Raw genomic sequence first — 24338 nt, 5'->3', positions numbered from 1 at the left:
AGAGGATGAGAGAGGGAATTTAGCCGTCTTCGTTCATTCAACTTCAAGCCGGTCGGCGACGAGCGAGATTTGATTGACAAACGGCAATCCTGTTCCTTGTTCGACTAACACCCGTGGATTATATTTGACGATCAGACGGGATTGTTGCATGTCAGAGCTTGGAATGAAGTTCCCCGGCTCACCGTCTTTTGGCTCGATCCGGCCGCGAAAGGCGTTGATGACGAGCCCGTTGATGTCTGTATCCGGAGCAGCCGCTCCGTTCCCGCGGGCGAACAACCCGCCTTCAATGTACAAATACGATCCGACAGCATAAATCGTCGCGCTGCTGTCCGTATAAAAATACCCTTTTAAGTTCGGGATTTCACTTGAGTCTTGAAATTCATTGATGCGGGCGATATCGAGCGTGCCTTTGGACAACAACACGAGCCCTTTTCCATCCGCTCCGTCGATATGGCTGTTGTAAATGGTCGTCTTGCCAGTGACGTAAATGCTCGCGTTCAACGCCAAGTTTCCGGTGAGCGTCAAATCACCGAACACGATCAAATTGCCGCGTACAGCCGCTGTTGATTTTGTCGGTCCTTCAATGCGGAGATCGCCATTGACAATGAGCCATTGGTTTTGGCCATTTTGCCGCACGTCAATGTCGCGATAAAGGGTGATCTCCTTCCCTTCTGCGTCCAACCAAAGCGGCTTGTCTTTTGGCATCTGATTGATGGATTGTTCATACGGCGTTTCGTCGTCTGTCACGACCCGAGCCAAATTCCCTTCTTGATAAAGCTCCCGCGCTACATCGAGCGGCGCCTGGTGATCGTTTTCAATGCGCTCGATATACGCTTGTTGGGTTTCAGGCGACAACGGCGAGAGACCGGCTGCTTGAAGCAATTTATCTTTCACGGTGCGCTCGAAATCAGTATCGATGAAATCGTCCGTCTCTTGTTGAATGAGAGGGCCGCCATCGTCCGGCCATCCTGGGAAGAAAAGACCTTCTTCCATTTGGAAAGCTCGGCCGCCAGTCTTCCAGCAACTGCTCGTTTGCGTGCATGAAAACAGCAGCTTGTCATGAATGTGCCAAATCGAATCGCTCATTGATGCGGGCAGTCCGGCATCGATAGGAGCGATCGTTAACTCGCCGCTTTTTTTCACGTAGTTTGCCGCGTTGCTGATGTAAGCGCTTTGTCCGGCGTATACGTTTCCTTGCTCCACGTAGACGCCGCCGTTTAAGATGACGGTTTCTTTTGATCCGAGCGCGTATTTGAGAAAGCTTGGCGTATTTGTTAAAAAGACGAGCCGTTTGACTTTCCGCTCGCGATGGCCGTCCGTAAACGGTTTGGACAAATCGAGCGCGCGGAGGAACACTTTGTTCGTCGGAATGTTGTACAAGCGATAGGACACGTCTTCCACCTCCACGCCGTAGCGCGCTTTCAGCTTGCCGGCGATCGTATCCGGGCCGGGGGTGTCCTCGTTAATGCCGAGAAAGGCATCCCATTGACTGGGGGTGAAAATGTCATGACGAACAAAAAAATCGTCGTCTGAAAGCTCAGCTTTAAGTCCAGCAATTGCTTCATTAAGCGCTGTTTTGGCTTCATGAAACGATTCGATGTTCTCGACGCGCACCGCGGTAAATCGCGCTTGCTGGACGGCGACTGTTAAAATCGTCAAGCCGAGCAAAAAAAAGAGGGTGATCATGAGCATTGTTGTCACCAAGCTGTAGCCAGCAGCGTTCAAGCGCAGTCGGTTCATCGCGGCCCCTCCCTTCATAGGACAAAATTTCGGAACGCAATACTTAAAAGCCGAATTCTGTTGTTAATGTAAACGGCGGCACATACAGCCAACCACTCGGATCGGCGTGTCGACGGTCGGAGACAATGAGACGGATCGTCATGACGCCGCTGCGGCACAGGTTGCCTTCTTTTCGTGCGCAACGGAATGAAAACGATGAAGAGTCGTCCAGCAAAAAGCGGGAAGAGGTGATCGTTTCGCCATTGATCGCGAGCGCGCCGTCTTGGATGGACATCGTCATCCGCTCGATGCTTTCCGGCTTTTTCTCTTCACGGGAGACAAGCCCGGTGTCCGCATCGGCTTTGAATTCTTGGTTTTTCACAAAAGTGACGGCCGTTAACGGCTTGTTTTCTTCTTGACTTTCCATTCCATCCGGAGAGAGCGTGTACAGCTCGTTCATTATTCGGGCCATGGCGTAGTCCGCTTCGCTGCGCAAGTCGTTTTCGATGCCGATGCGCTCGTAGGCGCGAATGCCGGTTAAAAACACCGTGTAGATAGCGCCGATGATGAGCAAAGAAATGGAAACGGCGGCCAACAGCTCGATCATCGTCATGCCGGCTTCGCTTCTAGCGGATTGTTTCATCGGTGATCACCCCTTCGACCCACGCCGTTTCGTTCGTGCGCTCGCCCCAACGGACGGAGGTGTATAATTTGATCATGTAGCCGCCGGCGTTTGATTCGGCTGCTTTTTCCGTTTCAGCGCGGATGCGCGCCTGCAGCGGCGCAGGCAAGGAAGTGAATTCCGACGATGAAGTGAATGCATCCCATGCCTCCTTGTCGTATCGGACAAGGTAAACGGAAGCTTCGTAACGGACATTGTTGATTTTCGGGGCGAACTGCGCTTCGCATACCGTATGCAGTTGGCCAGATTCACCGGGAAAAAACAGCGCCGCCAACGATTCGTTGCCGCAATCGTCTTTTGTTAGCTCAAGAAACGGTGTTTGATGGTCTTCCATATACTCTTTTAGCCGGGAGAAATCTGCGTTTTTTTCAAAATAGACAGCGACGCCGCGGGCGACGTTGACGGCCACCGTCCGACCTTGGTTGTAAGACGTATGCATCATCGCATTCGTGAAAAAGTAAAACAAACCGATCGCGACGCCCGATAAAAGAGTGATGGCCAGCAACGTTTCGATCAACGTAAATCCTGCTTGACGACTAGGAAGAGGAAAATTGCTTCCCGCCATTTGTCATAACCTTCTTTCAAAATATGTAACTTTATTATACAATATTTTCGAGTCGAACCATGTAGAATTTTAGGATAAGAGAACGAGCAATGGCATATTTGTCGCGTTATTGCCAATGATACGCCGGGAAGGAACGGGTGGGCATGTGGAAAGAGGCGGTTGTTTACGTTGTTGCATTCATAGTGGCGCTGTTGGCCGTTTGGCTGCTGCCGCTTGGCTTCAGCAGGGCCGGGGGCGCGGCGGTGGTGGCGGCTGCCTTTTTGGCTGCGGGGCTGGCGCAGTTGGCCGAATCGGCGATTCCGTTATGGCAAATCGTCCTGCTCGTCGGGCTTTTGCTGTTGGCGGGCTCGTATTTGCTTGATCGTTGGTTCGGTCCGCTTCTTTACCGGTCGGTGGAGACGGAGGAAGCTGGGGAACGGAGAAAGGGAGGATGGAAAGGGAGTGGCGACCGGACGGCAGCGGGCGATAGGTACGGGACGATGGTCCAGAATGCAACGGAAAATCTAGTCGATTCGGCCTGGCCGGCAGCTTTTGGACAAAACGGCGCTTCTAGGGAATTTCAAGGCGCTGACTCGGGTGGGGAGGCGTTGCGATCGCACGTGCAGGAAACCGGTAACACCGCTTCAGGAGCGTCGCCTGCAGAGTCGGAAGCAGCTTCGGGAGAGACGGAGCGGGCGCCGAAATCCAGCGAGGAGCCCTGGGAAGAACAGACTGCTTTCTTGCTTCGATCGATGGATGGCATAGAGGAAGCCGCTTCCGATCCCGGAGCGGATCAAACCGAGCCGGAGGAGCTGCTTTCGTTGGATTCGGCCGATGCGGAGCAAAAAATGCGCTCCGTGGACCGAGACGATGCCGAGCAAGAGGAGTTTTTCCCGTTGGATTCGGATCGTGTGGAGCTGGAGAAGTTGTCCGCCTTGGATTTGGATGCAGTAGAGCCGACCGCCATGACGGGTGACGGTGGCGGGCTGAATGTTGAGCCGGCGCGCCGTCTGCGCGATTGGCTCGATGAGCTGCCTGTCTCGATGACGCCAGACATCGAAGCGGCGGTGCTGCAGGCGGGAGCGGCCGCCGACGGCCGCGGCCTGTTGCAGGCGCTTGATCTCAGCCATGAAGAAGAGGAGGGGCAACTTTCCGCGTTCATGTCTTCTAGCTCGGCGGGCGTTTCTGCTGTAGAAAACGGGCTGCCTTCCGGCCAGGCAATGCCGCGTGAAGGGGCGCTTTTGGAAGAAGCAATGCCGGGTATTGTCGACTGTTCGCTGCCGGAAACGGACGAGGCTGCCGAACCGCCCCGTCAGGAGGACGCGATGAAAGCAGAGCCTGACAGGCAGGAAGGGCAACGAGCGGAGCATGGCCGGTCGGAAGGCGAACAATCAACCGAGCGCCGCGAGCCGGAAGAAGATGGGCAAACGGAAAGCCGGCGGGAGGAAGAGAGCGAACGGCCAGCGCGAATGATCGGTCCGGAAGTCGTGCAGGCGGTCGTTCTTGAATTGCGCCTCAACCGCCGTCGTTTGGGCGCCGCCGATTACGAGCGCTGCATACGCCGCTGTTTGGACGCTCCGCTTTCTGACCGCGACTATTACGTATTGGCCCGTTTGTTAATGGAACATTATGTAGTAGAACAACAGTACGGCAAGCTCGCAGCGTGGCTCGAGGAGCTCGCTGACCGTTTTCGCGCCTATCCGGCTGTGGCCGAAGAGTTGGCGCTTTGGCGGCAGTTTGCCGCAACACTAAACAGTTGGGGTGAACAAGATGAAAGCTAGCGCGCAAATCATTGGGCTGCCGATCATCAGCATTGCTGACGGTGCACAAATCGGCACGGTGAAAAGTTTGGTGATCAACCCGGACAAAGGATCGATCGATTTTTTGACCGTCGAACAAGACGATGTGCAACTCAGTTTAAAGGCCATTCCGTTTAAAAAAGTCGTCGGCATCGGCGAGTTTGCCGTGACGGTGGAGCAAGGGCACGATGTGATTGACCTCTCGGAAATTCCGATCGCCAATCAGCTCGTCAATAAGCAAATCCGGATTAAAAATACGAAAGCCATCACGCGAAAAGGGCAGCTGCTCGGCGAAGCCCGCGAGTTTTTTGTTGATGAAGAGTCAGGGGATATTGTCGGCATCGCTCTTCAGCTCGAGAAAGGGGAAGCGGTGCTGCCGGCCTCGGAAGTGTTGACGTACGGCAAAGATATTTTGATCATCAACGACGGAGCGAACGAGTCGCTTCTTGATGACCCGGCGCAGTTGTTGAAGGCAGAGAGCATCGAGCCAACCAGCGTTATGGCGGAAGAGGACGTTTCCGCGCAAATGGAGGCGATGGCCGAAAGCGCGGAAAATGTTGAAGCGCTGCAGTCGCTGAGGGAAAAACAAGTTGCGCTGTTGGCTGGAAAACGGCTGACAAAAGATATTTATGATGCAGACGGCCGCCTGCTGTTTAAAGCGGGCACTCTGCTTGGCGAAGAGGATGTGCGCAAGGCGCAAGAGGCGGGGCCAAGCGTCATCGTCGATGTCTCGATGAATGTGGAGGCGTAATGGAGGAGGGTCGGCGGTGAAAAAGGCTGCCGCGTGGAAATTGTTTGTTGTCATGGCTGTTTGCACCGTTTATTTTATCGCTTTTTCGCATCTGGGCACCTTCGCCTATGATGTTTTGGCCCCGGATGACGGCCGCCTTGGCCCGGGCACGGCGGTCGGTCCGGTGTCACTCTCCGGCATGACGCCCGAAAGAGCCCGACAGGCGGTTGTCGAGCGGGTGAATGAGTGGCGGGCGACCGCTTCCATTTCTTTGCAGTACCAAGAAAAGCGCATTGACCTGCCGGCGGACGCGTTTGCGTTCCGTCTTGCCGAGAGCACGAAGCGGTTTGTCGACGGGAGGCGCACGCCGCTGTTTGTGATCGCTGATTTAGAAAAATGCCTCCAAGCGGCGGCATCCATCGTTCCGCCGGCGGCGTTATCGGCGCTTGACATCAAGAAGCTTGGGGCGGATTTAGAGGGACAGGCGGCTCAGCTGCAAAAGCCATCATCTCCGATCGACTTGGCTCGCTACATATCGTTTGCAAACGGCCGGCAGCCGGTCGTCAGCGAAGCGGCCGCATCGGTGCCTGACTCTTCGGCCGTCCGCTGGCTGTCTGGCGAGCGGCGCGCGGTGATCAAAGCGAAACAGCTGTTTTCGTTTGGCGATTATATGAAAAAGGTGAAGGCCGATTTGTCCGATGAAGCGGCCGATGCGATCGCTTCAGCGGTGTACCGGGCGGTGCTGGCGACCAATTTCACTGTCGTGGAGCGCTATACGAGCCGTATGTTGCCGGATGGAGTGACGCCCGGTTTTGAGGCGGCCATTAGCGGCGGCCGCGATTTGGAATGGTTCAACCCAAACACGACCGACTACACGCTTCTTCTCCGGCATGATGGACGAAAGGTGCGTGTTGCCATTATCGGGTTGCCGTTTGCCTATCAATATATCATTCGCCTAGGCGAGGCGGAGTCTATCGAACCGCGTGTCATCGTCCGCTATGACGCGCGCCTGGCGCCGGGCGAGAAGAGGACGGAACAGATCGGGCGGCCGGGGCTGGTTGTGACGGTGGAACGCGAAGTGCGCGACGGCGCTCGGTTCGTGCGCAAAGAAACGGTGAGCGAAGATTTTTATCCGCCAACGTATACGATTCACGTGCGCGGCCTTGAAGTGCCGGAAAGCAATGTTGGGCAAAGCGGCGACGGAGAAGGCGGAACGATGGAGCCGGCGAATGGGGTGACGGAAAACAACGGAGCGGCGAACCAACCGAATTCGACTGCGAAAAACAGCGGCGGGAATATAGAGAGCGGGACCGCGTCAAAGAAAGGCGATGAGGCGAGCAACGGGGAATCGGCCCCCGCCGCTGGCAGTGAAGAGAAGACGGATGCGGGCGGAGGGGAGGAAAAATGAGCAAAAAGCAGGAACGGAAACGGCTTGGTGATTTGCTTGTCGAAGCGGGATTGATCACCGAAAGCCAGCTGGCCGAGGCGCTGCGCGAGAAGGCGCCCGGGCAAAAGCTCGGCGACGCCTTGTTGCAGCGCGGCTACATCACCGAACAGCAGCTGATTGAGGCGCTCGAGTTTCAGCTCGGCATTCCGCACGTCAGTTTGTACCGGTACCCGATCGATCCGAAAGCGACAAACCTCGTGCCGAAAGAGTTTGCCCGCCGCCATATGGTCATGCCGCTCAAGGTGGAAGGCGATCGGTTGCTCGTTGCCATGGCCGATCCAATGGACTTTTTTGCCATCGACGATTTGCGCCTGTCGACCGGGTTTCAAATTGAAACGGCGATCGCTTCAAAAGACGATATTTTGCGGGCGATCAATAAATATTACGACATCGACGAAGCATTTGAGGATTTTTTGCAAACGCCGCCGCCTGAGGTGCGCGACGACGAGCGGGCTGCTGAGGACGATTCTCCCATCGTTCGTTTGGTGAACCAAATTTTGCAGCTTGCTGTTGAACAGCGGGCGAGCGACATTCATATCGATCCACAGGAGACGAAAGTGCTCATCCGCTATCGGATCGACGGCCTGCTTCGCACCGAACGCGCGCTGCCGAAACATATGCAAAGCATGTTGACGGCGAGAATTAAAATTTTGGCCAATATGGACATCACCGAACACCGCGTGCCGCAAGACGGGCGGATCAAAATGGACATCGATTTTCATCCGGTCGATTTGCGCGTTTCAACGCTGCCGACCGTATACGGTGAGAAAATCGTCATGCGCGTCCTCGACTTGGGCGCAGCTTTAAACGATATTCATAAACTTGGTTTCAACCCGGTCAATTTAGATCGGTTCATCCGCTTGATCGAGCGGCCGAACGGCATCGTCTTGATCACCGGACCGACCGGTTCGGGGAAATCGTCGACGCTCTATGCGGCGCTCAACCATTTAAACAGCGAGCACGTGAACATTATTACGATTGAAGATCCAGTCGAATATCAGATCGAGGGCGTCAACCAAATTCAAGTCAACCCGAATGTCGGCTTGACGTTCGCCCAAGGGCTCCGCTCGATTTTGCGTCAAGACCCGAACATCATCATGGTTGGGGAGATTCGCGACCGCGAGACGGCGGAAGTGGCGATCCGCGCTTCGCTCACCGGTCATTTAGTGTTGAGCACGCTCCATACGAACGATGCATTAAGCACGATCACCCGCCTGATCGATATGGGGATTGAGCCGTTTTTAGTGGCCACATCGCTCGCCGGCGTTGTCTCGCAGCGGCTTGTGCGCCGCGTCTGCCGCGACTGCCAAGAGGTGTATGAGCCGACGAAGCGGGAGCGGGACATTTTCGCCCGCCGCGGCATTGAGGTTCATCAACTTGTCCGCGGCCGCGGCTGCCCGATGTGCAACATGACCGGTTACCGCGGACGGCTGGCGATTCACGAGCTGCTTGTTGTCACCGATGAGATGCGGCGCGTCATTTTAAACAACGAGCCGTTTTCGAAATTGCGAGAGCTTGCCCTGCAAAACAAAATGATTTTTTTGCTGGATGATGGGCTGTTGAAAGTGAAGCAAGGGTTGACCACGCTTGAAGAAGTGCTGAAAGTGGCCATTTTGCATTGATGGGTGAGACGGATGAAGGAAAAGCTTGAGGCGTTATTGCGCGCGGCCTTTGAATGCCGCGCTTCCGACGTGCATTTGACCGTCGGTGCGCCGCCGATTTTTCGCGTGAACGGGGAGTTGAGAGCTTACGGCCATGAGCGCCTGCACCCGGAGGAAACAGAGCAAATGGCGAAAGCCGTCATTCCGGCGCCGCTTTGGCAGCAGTTTCAGGAAACCGGAGAGCTTGATTTTTCGTATGGCATTGCCGGCGTTTCCCGCTTTCGCTTAAACGTGTTTAAACAGCGGTCATGCGTGTCGCTCGCCGTGCGCCTCATCCCGGTGCGCATCCCGACGCTGGAGGAGCTTGGCCTGCCGGATGTTTTAAAGCGCATCGCCGAAAAGCCGCACGGACTCGTGCTTGTCACCGGACCGACCGGCAGCGGCAAATCGACGACATTGGCGGCGATGATCGACTATATGAACAAAACGATGTCGAAACATATCATCACGCTGGAAGATCCAATCGAGTATTTGCATAAACACGGGAAATCGATCATCGACCAACGCGAGGTGGGATTCGACACTGGCAGTTTTGCCGCCGGATTGCGTGCTGCGCTTCGTCAAGATCCAGACGTCATTTTAGTCGGGGAAATGCGCGATTTGGAAACAATCCAAACGGCAATCACCGCCGCGGAAACGGGCCATTTAGTGCTTGGCACGCTTCATACGGCGAGCGCGCCGGCGGCGATTGAGCGGATGATTGACGTCTTTCCGCCGGCCCAGCAGGCGCAAATCCGGCTGCAGCTTGCTTCCGTGCTCGTGGCCATCATCGCTCAGCGCTTGTTTCCAAACAGACACAAAACCGGGCGGACGGCAGCGCTGGAAATTTTAGTGAACAATGCGGCCGTCGCCAACTTAATCCGCAACGAAAAAGAACATCAAATCATCAATATTATGCAAACGAGCCGCAGCCTCGGCATGCAGACGATGGAAATGAGCGTTAAGGAACTTGCAGCCGCTGGACGCATCGATCCGCTGGCGGCTGAAGTGTATTTGGCAGGGGAGCGTGGGGACGATGGCGCAGTTTAAGTACGAGGGGCGCGACCGAAGCGGACGGAAAAAAGCTGGGGTGATCACTGCCGTTTCGCGGCGCGAGGCGGCGGCAAAGCTTCGGGAAAAAGGAATTCGCCCGCTGGCGCTTGCCGAAGTGCCGCCGTCCATATGGAACAAAGAAATTTCGTTTGGCCGCGCCGTCAAACTGCAGCACTTTGTCATCTTTTTGCGCCAGTTCGCAACGCTTGTGCGCGCCGGAGTGACGATCGTCGATTCGATCCGCATTTTGGCGGAGCAAACGGAAAGCAAGCCGCTCGCTAAGACGCTTCTTGACATCGAACAGTCATTGCGCGGCGGGAACCCGCTCTCAGCGGCAGCGGCGAATCATCCGCGCATCTTTCCGCCGCTGTTTGTCAACATGGTGCGCGCCGGTGAAGCGAGCGGGACGCTTGACGAGACGCTTGACCGCTTGGCCGATCATTTTGAAAAAATGCATCGGACGCGGCAAAAAATCGCCTCGGCGCTCGCCTATCCGATTGCTGTTGCCATCATTGCCACCGCGGTCGTTATTTTTTTGCTTGTCGCCGTTGTGCCAACGTTCGTCGAGATGTTCGCCGAGTTCCACGCTGAACTGCCGGCGATTACGAAGTTTGTGCTCAAAGCAAGCAGTGTGATGCAGCGGTATTGGTGGGCCGTCGTCCTGCTTTTTGCCGGCGTGTACGCATCGTTTGTGGTTCTTCGGCGGCAAAAGACAACGAAGTACTATTTGGATTATGCCGCCCTGCGGATGCCGATTTTTGGCACGCTCGTGCAAAAGGCGGCGCTCGCCCGCCTGACGCGGACGCTCAGCTCGCTTGTTGCAAGCTCGGTGCCGATTTTAGAGGCGCTTTCTATCGCCGGGCGCGTCGTGGAAAATGAAGTGATCGCATCTGTGCTGGCTGAAGCGCGAACCTCCCTCGAGCGCGGGCAATCGCTCTCGGAGCCGCTCCGCCGCCATTGGGCGTTTCCGCCGCTTGTTGCGCAAATGATCACGATCGGCGAACAGACCGGTGCGCTTGACGCCATGCTCGGCAAAGTCGCCGATTTTTACGAAGCGGAAGTCGATGCGGCCACCGACCGATTGAAATCGCTCATCGAACCGCTTATGATCGTGCTTCTCGCCGGCATCGTCGGGACGATCGTCACTTCGATCATCGTGCCGATGTATGATATTTTCAACCATATTCAACAATAAGATAAGAATATATTCCTATTTTTCTTCCTATGTTGTAGAATAATAGAGAAAACAAGATAAAAATGAAAGAAAGGGAGAGTGAACCATGTTCAAACGGATGTTGAAAAACGAGCGCGGCTTGACGCTCATCGAACTGCTCGCCGTCATTGTCATTTTGGGGATCGTTGCGGCGATTGCCATTCCGGCGATCGGGGGGTTGATTGACAATTCGAAAAAAGACGCGCACGTTTCGAATGCGCAACAAATGATCAATGCAGCGAAAATCGCCGTGACGGCGGATAAGGATTTGATACCGGCGAATGGGAAGTATACACTTGTTACGCTTGAATACTTAGAAGATAAGGGATATTTAGAAACAGTAAAAGACCCGGATGGAGGCACCAATTCGTATGAAAAAGGTACAGGTGCACAGCAAATGCAGACAGGCTTGAGTAGTGATCCTAAGGCTGATTATTCTTACGTACTTATCAAAAATAATAATAATAAACTAAGTTACTTTGTCAAATTAATTAACAATGAACGGGGGGTACATAATAGTGGGGCAGCTGTCGAAGAACAAAATCTTAAACGCAGTGTAGTTGGGCCTGCGACGACCAACAACGCAAGTGGAAGTTAAGAAGATAGCTGGAAATAGAAAAAGCGTTAGGAATTAATATCTATGAATCAAATTGCCTTAACTTTGGTTTTCCTCTACTCCCTCCTCCTCGCCTCATTTTTCAACGTTGTCGGGCTGCGGGTGCCGGTCGGGGAGTCGATCGTCCGCCCGCGGTCGCATTGTCCGGCGTGCGGACGGACGCTATCGGCGGGGGAGCTCATTCCGGTTGTGTCGTATGTCGTGCAGCGCGGGCGGTGCAAAGGGTGCGGGGGGCGCATTTCTCCCCTTTACCCGGCGATGGAATTGGCCACCGCTGCCTTGTTTACGGCCGCGCCGATGTGGGTCGGCTGGAGCGGGCGGCTCGTTGTGGCGTGGACGTTGATCAGCTTGTTTGCCATCATTGTCGTCTCCGATCTTCGCTACATGCTCATCCCCGACCGGGTGCTTTTGGTGTTTGCCGGTTTGTTTTTGGTTGAGCGGCTTGTGATTCCGTTTTTGCCGTGGGCCGATATGCTCCTTGGGGCGGCGGTCGGATTTTCGCTTTTATGGCTGATCGCCGTTTTGTCCAAAGGCGGGATGGGCGGCGGCGATGTGAAGCTGTTTGCCGTGCTTGGGTTTGTGCTCGGTTGGAAAATGGTGTTGCTCGCGTTTTTCTTGGCGACGTTGTACGGAACGGTGATCGGGCTTGTCGGCATGGCGTTGGGCCGCGTGCGGCGCGGCAAGCCGATGCCGTTTGCGCCGGCGATCGCACTCGGGGCGTTGACCGCGTTTTTCTTCGGAGAAGCGATCGTGCGCGCGTATATTTCACTCATGATGTAAAGACGGCAGAAAGGAAGCGGAATGAAGATGGCGTTATGGCGGCGAAAGGCGAAACAGGCGAACATCATCATCAAAGATCATGTCCTGCGCTATGTGGAAGCAAAGCCGGGGCAGCCGCCCGAGGCGAGGCGATGGGGCGAGCGAGCCTTGCCGCCCGGCATCATCCGCGATGGAAAAATCGCCGATCGGGAAACGTTGGCGATGATTTTGGACGAATGTGTTGACGAATGGAAACTTGACGGGCGGCGTGTCCGCTTTGTCGTTCCCGATCCGTTTGTGATGATCCGCCATTTGCCGCTTCCCGCTCATTTGCCGGACGAGGACATCCGCGGCTATTTGTTTATGGAGCTTGGCGAATCGATCCCGCTTCCGTTCGCCGATCCGGTGTTTGACTACGTCGTGGCCGAGAGAACAAACGAGGTGCTGAACGTGCTGTTGTTTGCCGCGCCGGAAGAGGCGGTGGCCGAATATGCGGCGCTCTTGGAAGACGCCGGCCTGCGCCCGGTGGCGGCCGATGTGTCCCCGCTTTGCGCCTATCGCCCGTTTTTTGTTGCCGGACAAGCCGCGGCGGACGACCACATTTTGCTTGTCCAGTTTGACGAATCGGCTGTCAATTTGAGCGTCTTCCACCGCCATTTGCCGCAGTTTATGCGCCATGTGCCGCTTGAGGCGCCCGGGGAGCCGACGGCGGCGATCGTCGACCCGTTTATTGACGTGTATAAAGAAATCGAGCGGATGATGAGCTTTTATTCGTTTTCCATCCAGCAAGGAAAACAGCAAATTACGCGCCTCTTCCTCACCGGCGACCATCCGCGGCTTGACGATGTGTTTGCCGTTATGTCAGAGCGGCTTGATGTGCCGCCGGAGCGGCTTTCTCGCTCGCTTGATCCGTTGCCGGACCGTTATCATCTCGCCTGGGGATTGGCGTTGAAAGAAGGAATGGCTGACCATGATCGTTGACATCAACTTGCTGCCGCGCAAAGAGCCGCGCCGTGCGGCGGGCGCCGTGCTGGCGGCCTTCGCCGTTTTGCTTCTGCTGCTTGGCGCTGGGGGAGGCTACTGGCTGATGGAGCGTGCGAATCAACGGCTCGCGGCGCTTGAAGGGGAGCTTCGGCAAGTGCGCGCCGAGCAGGCGGCGATGGAGGCGAAGGGAAAAACGACGGAGCAGCAGCAAGCTGAGCAAGAGCTTGCTAAAGCGGTCGAATGGGCGAACCGTTATCCGCTCAAAACGGTGCCGCTGTTGCGTGCGTTGGCCAAACAACTGCCGGAGCGCGGCTTTATCATGAACTTTTCGTATGCCGGTCAAAAGACGGTGACGATGACAGTGCAGTTTGATGCGGCGGAAGAAGCGGCCTATTATTTAGATCGGCTTGAGGAAGTTCATTTGGTCAAAGCCGTCAAATTGACCGGCATCTCGGCCAGCGGCGAAAGCGGCGGGGCAGAGGGGGAAACGATCGTGCCGCGGTATATCGCGCAATATGAGCTGGAACTTCAGCCGACAAGAAAAGAGGGGGACAACGAATGATGGGCCGTTTTGGCAAATGGCCGCTCGTGTTTACCGGGGTGTTTCTTCTTGCCGCTCTTTTGTTTGCCGCTTTCTATGTTTTTGTGCTCATGCCGCGCTACGAACAAATGGATCGGCTCGAGTCGGTCGTACAAAGCGAGAAAAACGTGTTGGCTGCAATGAAAAAGCAGGCGGCGGGGAATCGAGAAGAAACGGCAGAGAGCCTGGCGGCTTTGCAGAGGAAAGTGCCGGTGCGCCCGTTCGCCGACCAACTGTTGCTGGCGTTTCAAAAAGCGGAATATATTTCTGACAGCCGGTTATTGAGCGTCAGCTTCGCTGAAGGGCAAGGAACCGGAGAATCTCCTTCGCAAGGGAACGCGAATGGAGCGGAAAGCAAGGCGTCCGGAGACAAGGCGTTGATTCCTCCAAGCGGCATCCAGTCTATTACCGCCCAATTGACGGTGGAATCTCCCTCCTATTATCAGCTTGAACGGTTTTTAGAGGTGCTTGAGCACTCTGAGCGCATTTTGGCGGTGGAAGGATTGACGTTTACCGGCCCGCCGGAGTTGACGTCCACCGCTGTCGACGTGCAACCGCTCGCCTATTCCATCAATGTCCGCGCCTTTTACGCGCCGCAGCTTGAGAAATGGAAGCAGCTCATTCCCATCCGCGATGTCCCTCCGCCAAGCGGCAAAGACAATCCGCTCGTGGAAGTGGCGCCGCCTTCGGGACGGTAGCGGGGATGGTGGAAGGCCGATATGCTCATTCGCATGAAGCGGGGGATGACCCTCATTGAGCTTTTGGCTGTGCTCGTCATCATCGGTATTGTGGCGATGATCGTCGGTCTTGCCATGTGGACGGTGATCGACCGTGCGCGCGAGCGGGCGTTTGTTTCCGATGCGTATGGACTATATGAAGCGGCGCGGCTGTATGTCGGCGCCGAGAAAGTGGAATTTTTGCCAGCCCGTTCTTCTGCCATATTGTCGTATGGAGAATTGGTGGGCAACGGTTTGCTGGATCCAATCGAAGATCCGTTTACCGGAAATGTATTGCCGCCGGAAACGAATCCATCGTACGTGCTTGCCACGAAGCGGGAAGACGGCGGGATCGATTATGCCGTTTGCTTAAAAGGCGAGACAAAGCAGCTTTGCACCTATGAGGGGCGCGAGCAGCCGATTCCTGTCGAAGCGCTGGGGACCGAGGCGATTCGCAACCGTTGATGTCGGAAAATGAAGAACAGAAGCGGGGACAAGACGACAAATGTCTTGTTCTTTTTTTTTCCGTTTGTGGTAAGATAGGCGAAAGAAATCGAAGCATGAAGAAGGACGGTGGCCAAATGGACAAGCAGCGCATGCGCATTATGGTGAATATCAACGGCAAGCCCCGCCCATTTACCGTGGAGCGTTCGTCGGAAGGACGGCCGTCCGAGGAGTCGGGTGGATATCCGGTGGACAGCCATCTAGGGAAAGGACAGCGAGCCAAAAACGAGGCGGATGACAGCCGCCAAGTGAGCGCGTTTCAAGAAGGCGGGCCATCCGCAGGCAAGCCATCAACAGGCCTGTGGGTTGTGGAGGATGGGCAAGTTCGAGAAGATGTTGAAACGACGGGTTGGGAAGAGGCGGCCGCCCTTGAGGCGGATGAACGGGTCATTTCCGTTTCCGAGGCGATGCAACAAAAGAAAAGCGCCAGACGTCGGACATGGCGGCTGCCGGCTCAAGCCAAGTCGCTGCTCGCCGCCGCGTTGGTCGCTGCGTTGGTCGGCATGGCGTTTGGCATGACGGTGCTGCGCATCATTCCGAAGGAAAAATTGGCTTCGTCGCCGGCATCTGAAGCGATGACGGAATTGACAAAGCCTGAAACAGCGGCGGGCGAAGAAGGAAGAGAAAGCGTCGTACGAGCGCCGTTTTCCATTGCGGTCATTCAAGCTGGCGTCTATTCGAATGCGGCGGCGGCCAAGCAGGCGTCCGAATCGATCAAAACAGCAGGCGTGCCGGTCGTCGTCGCGGGGCAAAAACCGGCAGCGCTCTATATCGCCGTCGGCGCGGATAAGGAAACGTTGCGGACGGTCAACGACCAATACCGCCAAAGGGTGCCAAGCACGTATGTCAAAGAGCTGTCGTTTGCCGCCGAAGCGGCGGCGCGCCGGTCGGAGGCCATCCAAAAAGGGGAGGTTTTGTATGAAAACATGGCAGCGGTCTCCGCGGCTTTGCTTGGCGGCAGGAAAGCAGGAGAAGATGACTGGCAGGCGCTCCAAAAGGCGTATGACGCGTTAGAAAAAAGCAACGCTTCAAGCGACAAAACAGTCGGGCGGTATGTTGAAGCGCTGAAGCAGGCGTATGTCGCCCTTGCCGCATACAAAGAGCAACGGGATGAAGCGCTGTTGGCCAAAGCCCAGCAACAGCTGCTCGAGGCGCTCGCCGCTTATATCAAATTGGTGCCGCTAGGGAGCTAGGAGCCCCGTTTTTTTTTGCCTATTGCATATAAGTTGCAATAAAGAATTTCCGATTTTTTCGTTTCTACATTTATCTCCATACAAGTCGACTATGATATAACGTGGCGAGTGACCGGCTGGATGTAAAACAAATTATTATAGATAGATGGCAACGAAAACGTTTCACATATCCTTGACGGAAAAGCCGTTTGTCCATTTTTCGACTGTCGAAGGCAAGCCTGTGGCTTGGACGACCGAACAACCTCCCGCTTCACAGACCCATACATGAATCTGAAAGCGGCGTTGTTCGGCCGCCCCACAGTCGCTCAAATGACTTGGAAAAGCTGCAACGGTTCATGCTTCAAATGGCATCTATACAGAAAATTGCCTTTCACCGCAAAATTTGCTACGATACAAATGAATCTTCCGAGCCGAAACGAGCGAAAGGAGAATGAACGATGCCTCCACGGTTCGTGCTTGCTTCCCGCTCCCCACGCCGCAGGCAGATCCTCGAGCTGGCCGGTTGGCCGTTTGACGTTCAAGAAAGTCAAGCCGATGAGACGATCGCCCCCGGAACGCCCCCTGATGAAGCGGTTCAACTGCTTGCCCGCCGGAAAGTTGAGGCGGTGGCGCCGTCTGTCCCTGATGCGTACGTTCTTGGCGCTGATACAATCGTGGTGTGCGATGGCCGCTTGTTAGGGAAGCCGCGCACGGAAGAAGAAGCATTCGCCATGTTGCGGCTCTTGTCCGGGCGAACGCATGACGTATGGACCGGCGTCGCCATCGCACTCCCTCATGGATCAATCACATCGTTTGCGGAAAAAACAGCCGTCACGTTTTGGGAGCTGGGAGACGAGGAAATCGCCGCCTATATTGCGACCGGGGAGCCGATGGACAAGGCGGGGGCGTATGGCATCCAAGGCCGCGCCGCCCTGTTTGTCAAACGGATCGAAGGCGACTATTTGACGGTCGTCGGCCTGCCGCTGTCGCGGACGGTGAGGGAATTGCGCCGGCTCGGGTGGCCGCCGGCATAGATGAAAGCACAGGCGGCCGCCGTCTGGCGCCTTTTTGGCAAAAGAACGCCCCCGCAAACGGATTCTGCTGTCGTACCGAGGGGCGGTTCAAGCCTCTCCATCTTTCGATGAAGCAAAACAAAAAAGGGGGAGTATGATGGCGTGGATGATCCGCGATGTGCCGAAAGACAGCCGGCCGCGTGAACGGCTGCTGTCATCAGGGCCAGAAAGTTTATCCGACCATGAACTGATCGCCATTTTGTTGCGCACGGGCACGAAGGAGGAGTCGGTCGTGCAGCTCGCCCAGCGTCTCCTTCGCCATTTTGAGGGGCTGAGGTCGCTCAAAGACGCAACGGTCGAAGAAATGACGAACATCAAAGGGATCGGGCCGACGAAAGCCGTGCAAATTTTGGCGGCGCTCGAGCTCGGCCGACGCATCCACCAGTCCGGCTGCGCCGACCGCTATGTGATTCGTTGCCCGGAAGACGGAGCGAAATACGTCATGGAAGATATGCGCTTTTTATCGCAAGAACATTTTGTCGCCATTTATTTAAATACGAAAAATCAAGTCATCTACCGCAAAACGGTGTTCATCGGCAGTTTAAACGCCTCGATTGTCCATCCGCGCGAAGTGTTTAAAGAGGCGATCAAACGTTCCGCCGCCTCAGTCATTTGTGTGCATAACCACCCTTCTGGCGATCCGACTCCAAGCCGCGAAGACATCGATGTGACGAAACGGCTCGCGGAATGCGGCCGCATCATCGGCATCGAGCTCTTGGATCACCTCATCATCGGCGATCAAAAATTCATCAGTTTGAAAGAAAAAGGCTATGTCTGACGGTTCTCATTTTTTGTCGAATCAGTTATAATATCAACTATGGGTTTTTCCGAATCCGTTCGGGCGGTGTTGTACAATTTATAAATGACTTGACATCTGATCCATGTTGTCAATAGAAAATCATATGCATTTCGTTTCGGAAAGGAAGATCGATCATATGTTTGGAATTGGGACGAAAGATCTCGGGATTGATTTAGGAACAGCGAATACGCTCGTTTATGTGAAGGGAAAAGGGATCGTTTTGCGCGAGCCGTCGGTTGTCGCCATTCAGCGCGACACGAAGCAAATCGTCGCCGTCGGCAATGAAGCGAAAAACATGATCGGGCGCACGCCGGGCAACATCGTGGCGCTTCGTCCGATGAAAGACGGCGTCATCGCCGATTATGAAACGACGGCGACGATGATGAAATATTTCATTCGCAAGGCCGTCAAAACGAAAGGGTTGTTTGCCAGCAAGCCGTATGTGATGGTATGCGTGCCGTACGGCATCACAGCCGTGGAGGAGCGCGCGGTCATCGATGCGACTCGCCAGGCTGGAGCACGCGATGCCTATACGATTGAAGAACCATTTGCGGCCGCGATCGGCGCCAATTTGCCGGTGTGGGAGCCGACCGGGAGCATGGTCGTCGACATCGGCGGCGGTACGACTGAAGTGGCCGTGATTTCGCTCGGCGGCATCGTGACGAGCCAGTCGATTCGCATCGCCGGCGATGAAATGGATGAGGCGATCATTCAATACATCCGAAAAACGTACAATTTGATGATCGGAGAACGGACGGCGGAGGCGATTAAAGTCGAGATCGGCTCAGCCGGAAATCCGGAAGGAATCGGAAACATGGAAATTCGCGGCCGCGACTTGCTCACTGGGCTGCCAAAAACGATCGAAATCAGCGCCGAAGAAGTGGCTGAGGCGCTGCACGATACGGTCTATGCGATCGTCGAGTCGGTGAAAAACACGCTCGAAAAAACACCGCCGGAGCTAGCGGCTGACATTATGGACCGCGGCATCGTGCTGACAGGCGGCGGCGCTTTGTTGCGCAATTTGGACAAGGTCATCAGCAAAGAGACGGACATGCCGGTCATCGTCGCGGAAAATCCGCTTGATTGCGTGGCCATTGGCACCGGGAAAGCGCTCGACCACATCGACTTGTTTAAAAACAAGGCGAGAGACCATCGCTGACGGTAAGAAGGTGTGACGCATGCCACAGCTTTTTGGGAATAAGCGTCTCATTTTTTTGCTCGTCAGCATCGTCATCCTTGTCATGTTGATCGGCTTTTCCCTGCGCAGCCGCGAAGAATTGACGTGGCCGGAGCAGTTTGTAAAAGATACGGTCGGTTTTGTTCAGCTTCTGTTTGGGAAGCCCGCCCAGCAAGTCGCGGGCTTCTTTGAAAATGTGAGCGATCTTCGCCGTACATATAAGGAAAACGAACTGCTGAAGGCAAGACTTGAGGAATATGCGGCGCTTGAGACCGAGGTCGAGGCGCTGCGGCAAGAAAACGAACGGCTGCGCGCGTTGCTCGATAAAAAAGAGAGCTTGCGTGATTTTGTTTCGATTCAGGCGACGGTGATCGGGCGGAACCCGGATCGTTGGCGGGAAACGATCATCATCAACAAAGGCGAGCAACACGGCGTGAAAAAAGATATGGCCGTCATCACCCCAGCGGGGCTTGTCGGCAAGGTGCAGCACGCTTCCCAATTTACGTCCACTGTGCAGCTGTTAAGCGCGCTTGACCAAAACAACCGCATTTCCGCTTATATCCAAGGAAAGGAAAACGTGTTTGGGTTGATCGAAGGCTACGATGAGAAGCGGCGCGAGTTGCTGCTCGGAGAAATTCCGATTGACGCCAAAGTGGAAAAAAGGCAAAAAGTGTTGACTTCCGGCCTTGGCGGCGTGTTTCCGAAAGGGCTGCCGATCGGTGAGGTGACTGAAGTCAAGCCGGACCAATACGGATTGACGAAAGTCGTCTATGTCAAGCCGTTTGCCAACTTGTATGATATTGACGACGTCATGATTGTGAAACGAACCATCGATGCAGCACTGCAGGAAAAGGAGGAGGCAAAGTGAACAAGTGGCGTCTCCCTTTCCTTGCGGTGTTATGTTTTGTGAGTGAGAGCCTTTTTGTTGATATATGGCCAAAAGGCGACTTGTATGTCCACTATTTTTTTGTTCCCCGGTTTTTTCTTGTTTTTCTCGTGTTCACAGCGATGCATTTCGGCGGGACGCGGGCGATGGGGTACGGGTTTATCTTCGGGTTTCTGTATGACTGCGTCTACACAGAGCTGCTCGGTGTTTATGCGTTTGCCTATACGCTTATCGCCTACTTGGCGGGCAAAGCGATGAAATGGTTCCACCAAAACTGGTTCGTTGCATCGCTCTTGTCGCTGCTTTCCATTGTGCTGCTTGACAGTTATGTCTACGGCATCCAGCTGTTGATCGGGCGGACCGATTGGTCGTTTTCTGTTTTTTGGGACCGCCGTCTATGGCCGACGCTGCTTCTGAACGTCGCGTTTTTGCTCGTCTTTTCGTACCCGCTCGAACGGCGATTGGCCAAAATTCGCCGGTTTGAGCAGGAAGAATAAAAGAGGAAAAACGGCCCGTTTTGTAGAATTATTCGTTGGGGTGAACGTTGTGGCGAAACAAAAGCAGCAGTATGTGACGATTAAAGGGACGAAAGATGGGCTGACGCTGCATCTCGACGACCGCTGCTCGTATGACGATTTATTGAAAGAAATCGAGGAGCGGCTTGTCAAACAAGCTGGCGTCGCGCCAGACAGCCCCCTTGTCTCTGTTCATCTGAAAATTGGGAACCGCTATTTGACGCCTGCCCAAGAGGAAGAGGTGCGTGCGCTCATCCGCCGTTCAAAAAATTTGGTCGTCGATTCGATCGAAAGCAATGTCATGTCGAAAGCAGAAGCGATAGAATGGATGAGAAAAACGGAAATTGTGCCCGTTTCGCGCATTGTCCGTTCGGGACAAGTGCTTCATGTCGAAGGGGATTTGCTGCTGATCGGCGACGTGAACCCTGGCGGAACGGTCATTGCCGGAGGCAACATTTTCATTCTCGGCGCCTTGCGCGGCATCGCCCATGCCGGGTATGCCGGCAATAAACAGGCGATCATCGCTGCATCGGTCATGAAACCGATGCAGCTGCGCATCGGCGACATCATGAGCCGAGCGCCCGATTCGAAAACGGATGAAGGAAATGAAATGGAATGCGCCTATATTGATGAGCATAACCAAATTGTTGTCGACCGCCTTCAGCTGCTTATGCATTTGCGGCCGAATTTGACGCGCTTAGAAAGGAGAATGTGACCGTGGGAGAAGCGATCGTCATCACTTCCGGAAAAGGCGGCGTCGGCAAAACGACGACGACCGCGAACCTTGGGACGGCCCTCGCCATTCTAGGGAAGCGGGTGTGCCTTGTCGACACCGACATCGGGCTGCGCAACCTCGATGTCGTGCTTGGGCTTGAGAACCGAATTATTTATGATTTGGTCGATGTCGTTGAAGGGCGTTGCACGGTGCAGAAGGCGCTTGTGAAAGACAAGCGGTTCGATAACCATTTGTATTTGTTGCCGGCCGCGCAAACGAGCGATAAGTCGGCGGTCAACCCCGCGCAAATGAAACAGCTCATTGAGGAGCTGAAACAGGAATACGATTATGTGCTCATCGACTGTCCGGCTGGAATCGAACAAGGCTATCGCAACGCTGTCGCCGGCGCGGACGAAGCGATCGTCGTCACGACGCCGGAAGTGTCGGCGGTCCGCGACGCCGACCGCATCATCGGCTTGCTTGAAGCGGAGGAGCACGTCAAACCGCCGCGCCTCATCATCAACCGCATTCGCAGCCATATGGTGAAAAACGGCGATATGTTGGATGTCGACGAAATCATCTCGCATTTATCGATCGAGTTGCTCGGCATTATCGCCGACGATGAAAACGTGATCAAAGCGTCGAACCGCGGCGAGCCGATTGTGCTGGACCCAAACAGCAAAGCGTCGATCGCCTTCCGCAACATTGCCCGCCGCATCCTCGGCGAGTCGGTGCCGCTGCCGCCGCTTGAGGAAGAGGAGAAGGGGCTGTTTTCAAAGATTCGGAAAATATTTAGTTTGAAATCATGAAGTTGGCGCAAGAAGGCCGTTGAATGGGCCTTCTTTTTTTATTCATAATTGTTGTGCTGTTTGGAATTCCTGATCTGTAACAACGGAAGCAGATGGTATCGATCGGTTGCGGCGCTCAGCCGAAACGTTGGTGTGAAACCGTTTGAGGGATTTGTTCGCGGACGTGTTCGGCGAGGCGCGGCGAAAAACGCTCGTTCATATTCCATGAGGTTGTCTCATAAATTAGTACAAACGTTGTTGGAAAGGTGGAGGGGGGACGTATGGATCGACGCGTCCGTGAGATGAAAAAACGCATTGAAAAACGAAGAAGGGAACGTCAATATAAGGGGCAGGTTCCAAAAGAATCTAGATGGAGCGCCGCTGATGAGGAGCGGTACGGGCTGCCGGTCGTCACGTACGACCGCTATTCGTTTGAATCAGAGCCGCATCCGCTGTTTCGCAAAGAGTGGTTTCTTTTTCAAACCCTCATCGCCGCTTGTCTCGTGCTCGTGACGGCCATTGTGTTCCGGCATCCTTCCGCTTCGCTCGAGCCGGCGCGGCAGTTTATTGCCCGGACGATGGAAACGGAGTTTCAGTTTGCGGCTGTCTCAGCGTGGTATGAGAAAGCGTTCGGTGAGCCGCTCGCTTTTTTTGCACCGCAAAAAGAAACGAAGACGAAACCGGCGCCTTCCTACGCTGTGCCCGCTTCCGGCCGGGTGTTGGAGAGCTTTGACCAAAACGGGCAAGGAGTGATGATCGAAACCGAGAATGGAGCCAAAGTGGAAGCGATGAAAGAAGGAATTGTCACCTTTGCCGGTACGAAAGACCGTCTTGGCAAAACGGTCATCATCCAACATGCGGACGGCACGGAGACGTGGTACGGACATTTGGGGGCCATTTCAGTGAAATTGTATGACTTTGTTGAAATGGGGCAGGAAGTTGGCACGGCCGAGGCGAGCGAGGCAAATAAACAGAAAGGGCTGTTTTATTTTGCGATTAAACAAGGAGATGAATTTATCGATCCGATTCAGGTGATCTCCTTTGAATAAGTATATGGCGCTGCTCGGGAAGCTGCACGTCCACCCGCTGTTATGGCTGATCGGCGGCATCGCGGTGCTTACCGCCCATTTCAAGCAGCTTTGCCTGCTGTTTTTCATCGTCCTCGTTCATGAGCTCGGCCATGCGGCGGCAGCCGCGTTTTTCTCTTGGCGGGTGAAGCGGATTTTGCTGCTGCCGTTCGGCGGAGTGGCGGAAGTCGAAGAGCACGGCAACCGGCCGTTTGGCGAGGAGTGGATCGTGACGCTCGCCGGGCCGGCCCAGCATCTGTGGCTCACAGCGGCGGCGTTTTTTTTGTGGAAGGCCGGCATGATGGATGGCGGGAGCTGGGAGCTCTTTTTTCGCTACAATGCGGCCATTTTCGCTTTGAACTTGCTGCCGATCTGGCCGCTGGATGGAGGCAAGCTATTGTTTTTGCTGCTGTCCTACCGCCGCCCGTTCAGCGAAGCGCACCGGAACACGGTCGCCATATCGGCCGCCGTGCTTGCTGTCGGCGTCGTTCTTTTGTTTGTGTTGGCGCCGCGCCAGCTTGATTTATGGGCGATCGCCGCCTTTTTGGCGCATGCTCTTTGGCAGGAGCAAAAGCAGCATCCGTATGTCGTCATGCGCTTTTTGCTTGAGCGGTATTATGGAAACAAAGGCGGCTATACAAAGCTGCGGACGATTACGGCGCCGGCGGACGAACGCATCTCGGCCGTGCTGCAGCGATTTTACCGCGGACAAAAGCATGCGATCATCGTCGTTCGCGACGGGCGCGAACGGGCGACGCTCGATGAAAACGAGCTGCTGCATGCGTTTTTTGCCGAAAAACAAGCCGATGCGCCGCTTGGCGCTCTCATCTATTGATCGTGGCTATATATAAAAGTTTCACATATCCTTGATGGAAAAGTCGCTTATCTATTTTTCGACTGATGAAGGCAAGCCACAGGCTTGCCCTCGTCACACCTTGGCGTGACGGGAGGCCGAACAGCCGCTCGCTTCACAGACTCATACATGGGTCTGACAGCGGCGTTGTTCGGTCGCTCGACAGTCGATCCAATGCTCGGCAAAAGCTGCAAATGTGAAAGCTTCAAATGGCATCTATATAGTCGTTTGCACCGTTTCATCATCGCCCGCCGGGGGACGAAGGTGTGAGTAAAATATTTGTGGGTGACATTCAGGAATGATTCCC

At 54.9% G+C, this 24338-nt stretch carries 25 protein-coding genes; 22 read left to right on the top strand and 3 right to left on the bottom strand.

Features of this window, described 5'->3' with window-relative positions:
* Positions 1 to 33 precede the first annotated feature (33 nt).
* From ETR37_RS12590 to ETR37_RS12580, 3 genes are read right to left on the bottom strand one after another with little or no spacing between them, the layout of a single operon-like run.
* Positions 34 to 1740 carry a hypothetical protein gene (locus ETR37_RS12590; RefSeq protein WP_081132369.1) on the bottom strand — a complete coding sequence of 569 codons (1707 nt, stop codon included), beginning with the start codon at positions 1738 to 1740 and terminating at the stop codon, positions 34 to 36.
* A 43-nt stretch (positions 1741 to 1783) separates the two neighbouring features.
* Positions 1784 to 2362: a PilW family protein gene (locus ETR37_RS12585; protein WP_044744827.1), complete on the bottom strand. Its 579-nt coding sequence runs from the start codon at positions 2360 to 2362 to the stop codon at positions 1784 to 1786.
* A complete protein-coding gene (locus ETR37_RS12580) occupies positions 2346 to 2966 on the bottom strand; it encodes a type IV pilus modification PilV family protein (RefSeq protein WP_013144597.1) in 621 nt (206 codons plus the stop codon). The genes ETR37_RS12585 and ETR37_RS12580 overlap by 17 nt, the downstream gene beginning before the upstream one ends.
* A 143-nt stretch (positions 2967 to 3109) precedes the next feature.
* Between ETR37_RS12580 and ETR37_RS12575 the strand changes: the two genes are divergently transcribed.
* The 22 genes from ETR37_RS12575 to ETR37_RS12465 all read left to right on the top strand — a co-directional run bounded on the left by ETR37_RS12575 (position 3110) and on the right by ETR37_RS12465 (position 24013).
* Positions 3110 to 4726: a hypothetical protein gene (locus ETR37_RS12575; RefSeq protein ID WP_129447353.1), complete on the top strand. Its 1617-nt coding sequence runs from the start codon at positions 3110 to 3112 to the stop codon at positions 4724 to 4726.
* A complete protein-coding gene (locus ETR37_RS12570; protein WP_053532384.1) occupies positions 4716 to 5495 on the top strand; it encodes a PRC-barrel domain-containing protein in 780 nt (259 codons plus the stop codon). Before ETR37_RS12575 ends, ETR37_RS12570 begins: the two co-directional genes overlap by 11 nt.
* A 16-nt stretch (positions 5496 to 5511) precedes the next feature.
* The gene (locus ETR37_RS12565; RefSeq protein WP_129447337.1) at positions 5512 to 6882 is read left to right on the top strand and encodes a G5 domain-containing protein; all 1371 of its coding nucleotides are present in this window, start codon (positions 5512 to 5514) and stop codon (positions 6880 to 6882) included.
* Positions 6879 to 8543 (top strand): GspE/PulE family protein, encoded by a 1665-nt coding sequence (locus ETR37_RS12560; protein WP_023633503.1) that lies wholly within the window; start codon positions 6879 to 6881, stop codon positions 8541 to 8543. Before ETR37_RS12565 ends, ETR37_RS12560 begins: the two co-directional genes overlap by 4 nt.
* A 12-nt stretch (positions 8544 to 8555) precedes the next feature.
* Positions 8556 to 9611 carry a type IV pilus twitching motility protein PilT gene (locus tag ETR37_RS12555; RefSeq protein ID WP_041470558.1) on the top strand — a complete coding sequence of 352 codons (1056 nt, stop codon included), beginning with the start codon at positions 8556 to 8558 and terminating at the stop codon, positions 9609 to 9611.
* Positions 9598 to 10809: a type II secretion system F family protein gene (locus tag ETR37_RS12550; protein ID WP_129447336.1), complete on the top strand. Its 1212-nt coding sequence runs from the start codon at positions 9598 to 9600 to the stop codon at positions 10807 to 10809. Before ETR37_RS12555 ends, ETR37_RS12550 begins: the two co-directional genes overlap by 14 nt.
* 85 nt (positions 10810 to 10894) lie before the next feature.
* Entirely contained in the window at positions 10895 to 11425 is a 531-nt protein-coding gene (locus tag ETR37_RS12545) for a prepilin-type N-terminal cleavage/methylation domain-containing protein (protein ID WP_129447335.1), read from the top strand.
* A 42-nt stretch (positions 11426 to 11467) separates the two neighbouring features.
* The gene (locus tag ETR37_RS12540) at positions 11468 to 12223 is read left to right on the top strand and encodes a prepilin peptidase (protein ID WP_129447334.1); all 756 of its coding nucleotides are present in this window, start codon (positions 11468 to 11470) and stop codon (positions 12221 to 12223) included.
* 21 nt (positions 12224 to 12244) lie between these two features.
* Positions 12245 to 13183, top strand: coding sequence for a type IV pilus biogenesis protein PilM (gene pilM / locus ETR37_RS12535; RefSeq protein ID WP_082825830.1), 939 nt, complete (start codon positions 12245 to 12247; stop codon positions 13181 to 13183).
* Complete coding sequence (locus ETR37_RS12530) at positions 13173 to 13748, top strand: fimbrial protein (protein WP_129447333.1); 576 nt, start codon at positions 13173 to 13175, stop codon at positions 13746 to 13748. The genes pilM and ETR37_RS12530 overlap by 11 nt, the downstream gene beginning before the upstream one ends.
* On the top strand, positions 13745 to 14464 hold the full coding sequence (locus tag ETR37_RS12525) for a pilus assembly protein PilO (RefSeq protein ID WP_129447332.1): 720 nt from the start codon (positions 13745 to 13747) through the stop codon (positions 14462 to 14464). Before ETR37_RS12530 ends, ETR37_RS12525 begins: the two co-directional genes overlap by 4 nt.
* Before the next feature lie 21 nt (positions 14465 to 14485).
* Positions 14486 to 14947, top strand: a complete 462-nt coding sequence (locus ETR37_RS12520; protein ID WP_011232097.1) for a type II secretion system protein — start codon at positions 14486 to 14488, stop codon at positions 14945 to 14947.
* Positions 14948 to 15063: 116 nt separating this feature from the next.
* A complete protein-coding gene (locus ETR37_RS12515) occupies positions 15064 to 16179 on the top strand; it encodes a stage II sporulation protein D (RefSeq protein WP_129447331.1) in 1116 nt (371 codons plus the stop codon).
* Between the two features lie 437 nt (positions 16180 to 16616).
* Entirely contained in the window at positions 16617 to 17192 is a 576-nt protein-coding gene (locus tag ETR37_RS12510; protein WP_129447330.1) for a Maf family protein, read from the top strand.
* A gap of 136 nt (positions 17193 to 17328) precedes the next feature.
* Positions 17329 to 18009, top strand: coding sequence for a RadC family protein (radC, locus tag ETR37_RS12505; protein ID WP_013144611.1), 681 nt, complete (start codon positions 17329 to 17331; stop codon positions 18007 to 18009).
* 157 nt (positions 18010 to 18166) lie between these two features.
* Positions 18167 to 19189: a rod shape-determining protein gene (locus ETR37_RS12500; protein ID WP_011232093.1), complete on the top strand. Its 1023-nt coding sequence runs from the start codon at positions 18167 to 18169 to the stop codon at positions 19187 to 19189.
* A 19-nt stretch (positions 19190 to 19208) separates the two neighbouring features.
* On the top strand, positions 19209 to 20075 hold the full coding sequence (mreC, locus tag ETR37_RS12495; protein ID WP_020278405.1) for a rod shape-determining protein MreC: 867 nt from the start codon (positions 19209 to 19211) through the stop codon (positions 20073 to 20075).
* Positions 20072 to 20590: a rod shape-determining protein MreD gene (gene mreD / locus ETR37_RS12490; RefSeq protein WP_129447329.1), complete on the top strand. Its 519-nt coding sequence runs from the start codon at positions 20072 to 20074 to the stop codon at positions 20588 to 20590. Before mreC ends, mreD begins: the two co-directional genes overlap by 4 nt.
* 40 nt (positions 20591 to 20630) lie before the next feature.
* The gene (gene minC / locus ETR37_RS12485; RefSeq protein WP_013144614.1) at positions 20631 to 21323 is read left to right on the top strand and encodes a septum site-determining protein MinC; all 693 of its coding nucleotides are present in this window, start codon (positions 20631 to 20633) and stop codon (positions 21321 to 21323) included.
* Positions 21324 to 21325: 2 nt separating this feature from the next.
* Complete coding sequence (gene minD / locus ETR37_RS12480; protein ID WP_014196423.1) at positions 21326 to 22132, top strand: septum site-determining protein MinD; 807 nt, start codon at positions 21326 to 21328, stop codon at positions 22130 to 22132.
* A 260-nt stretch (positions 22133 to 22392) separates the two neighbouring features.
* Entirely contained in the window at positions 22393 to 23160 is a 768-nt protein-coding gene (locus tag ETR37_RS12470) for a M23 family metallopeptidase (RefSeq protein ID WP_060787742.1), read from the top strand.
* Entirely contained in the window at positions 23153 to 24013 is an 861-nt protein-coding gene (locus ETR37_RS12465; protein ID WP_063193079.1) for a site-2 protease family protein, read from the top strand. The genes ETR37_RS12470 and ETR37_RS12465 overlap by 8 nt, the downstream gene beginning before the upstream one ends.
* The last annotated feature ends 325 nt before the right edge of the window (positions 24014 to 24338 follow it).

The organism is Geobacillus sp. PK12 (assembly GCF_004123125.1).
Taxonomy (GTDB): Bacteria; Bacillota; Bacilli; order Bacillales; family Anoxybacillaceae; genus Geobacillus; species Geobacillus zalihae.
The sequence above is the reverse complement of the archived record's forward strand: the minus strand, read 5'-3'. Positions and strand labels throughout refer to the sequence as shown.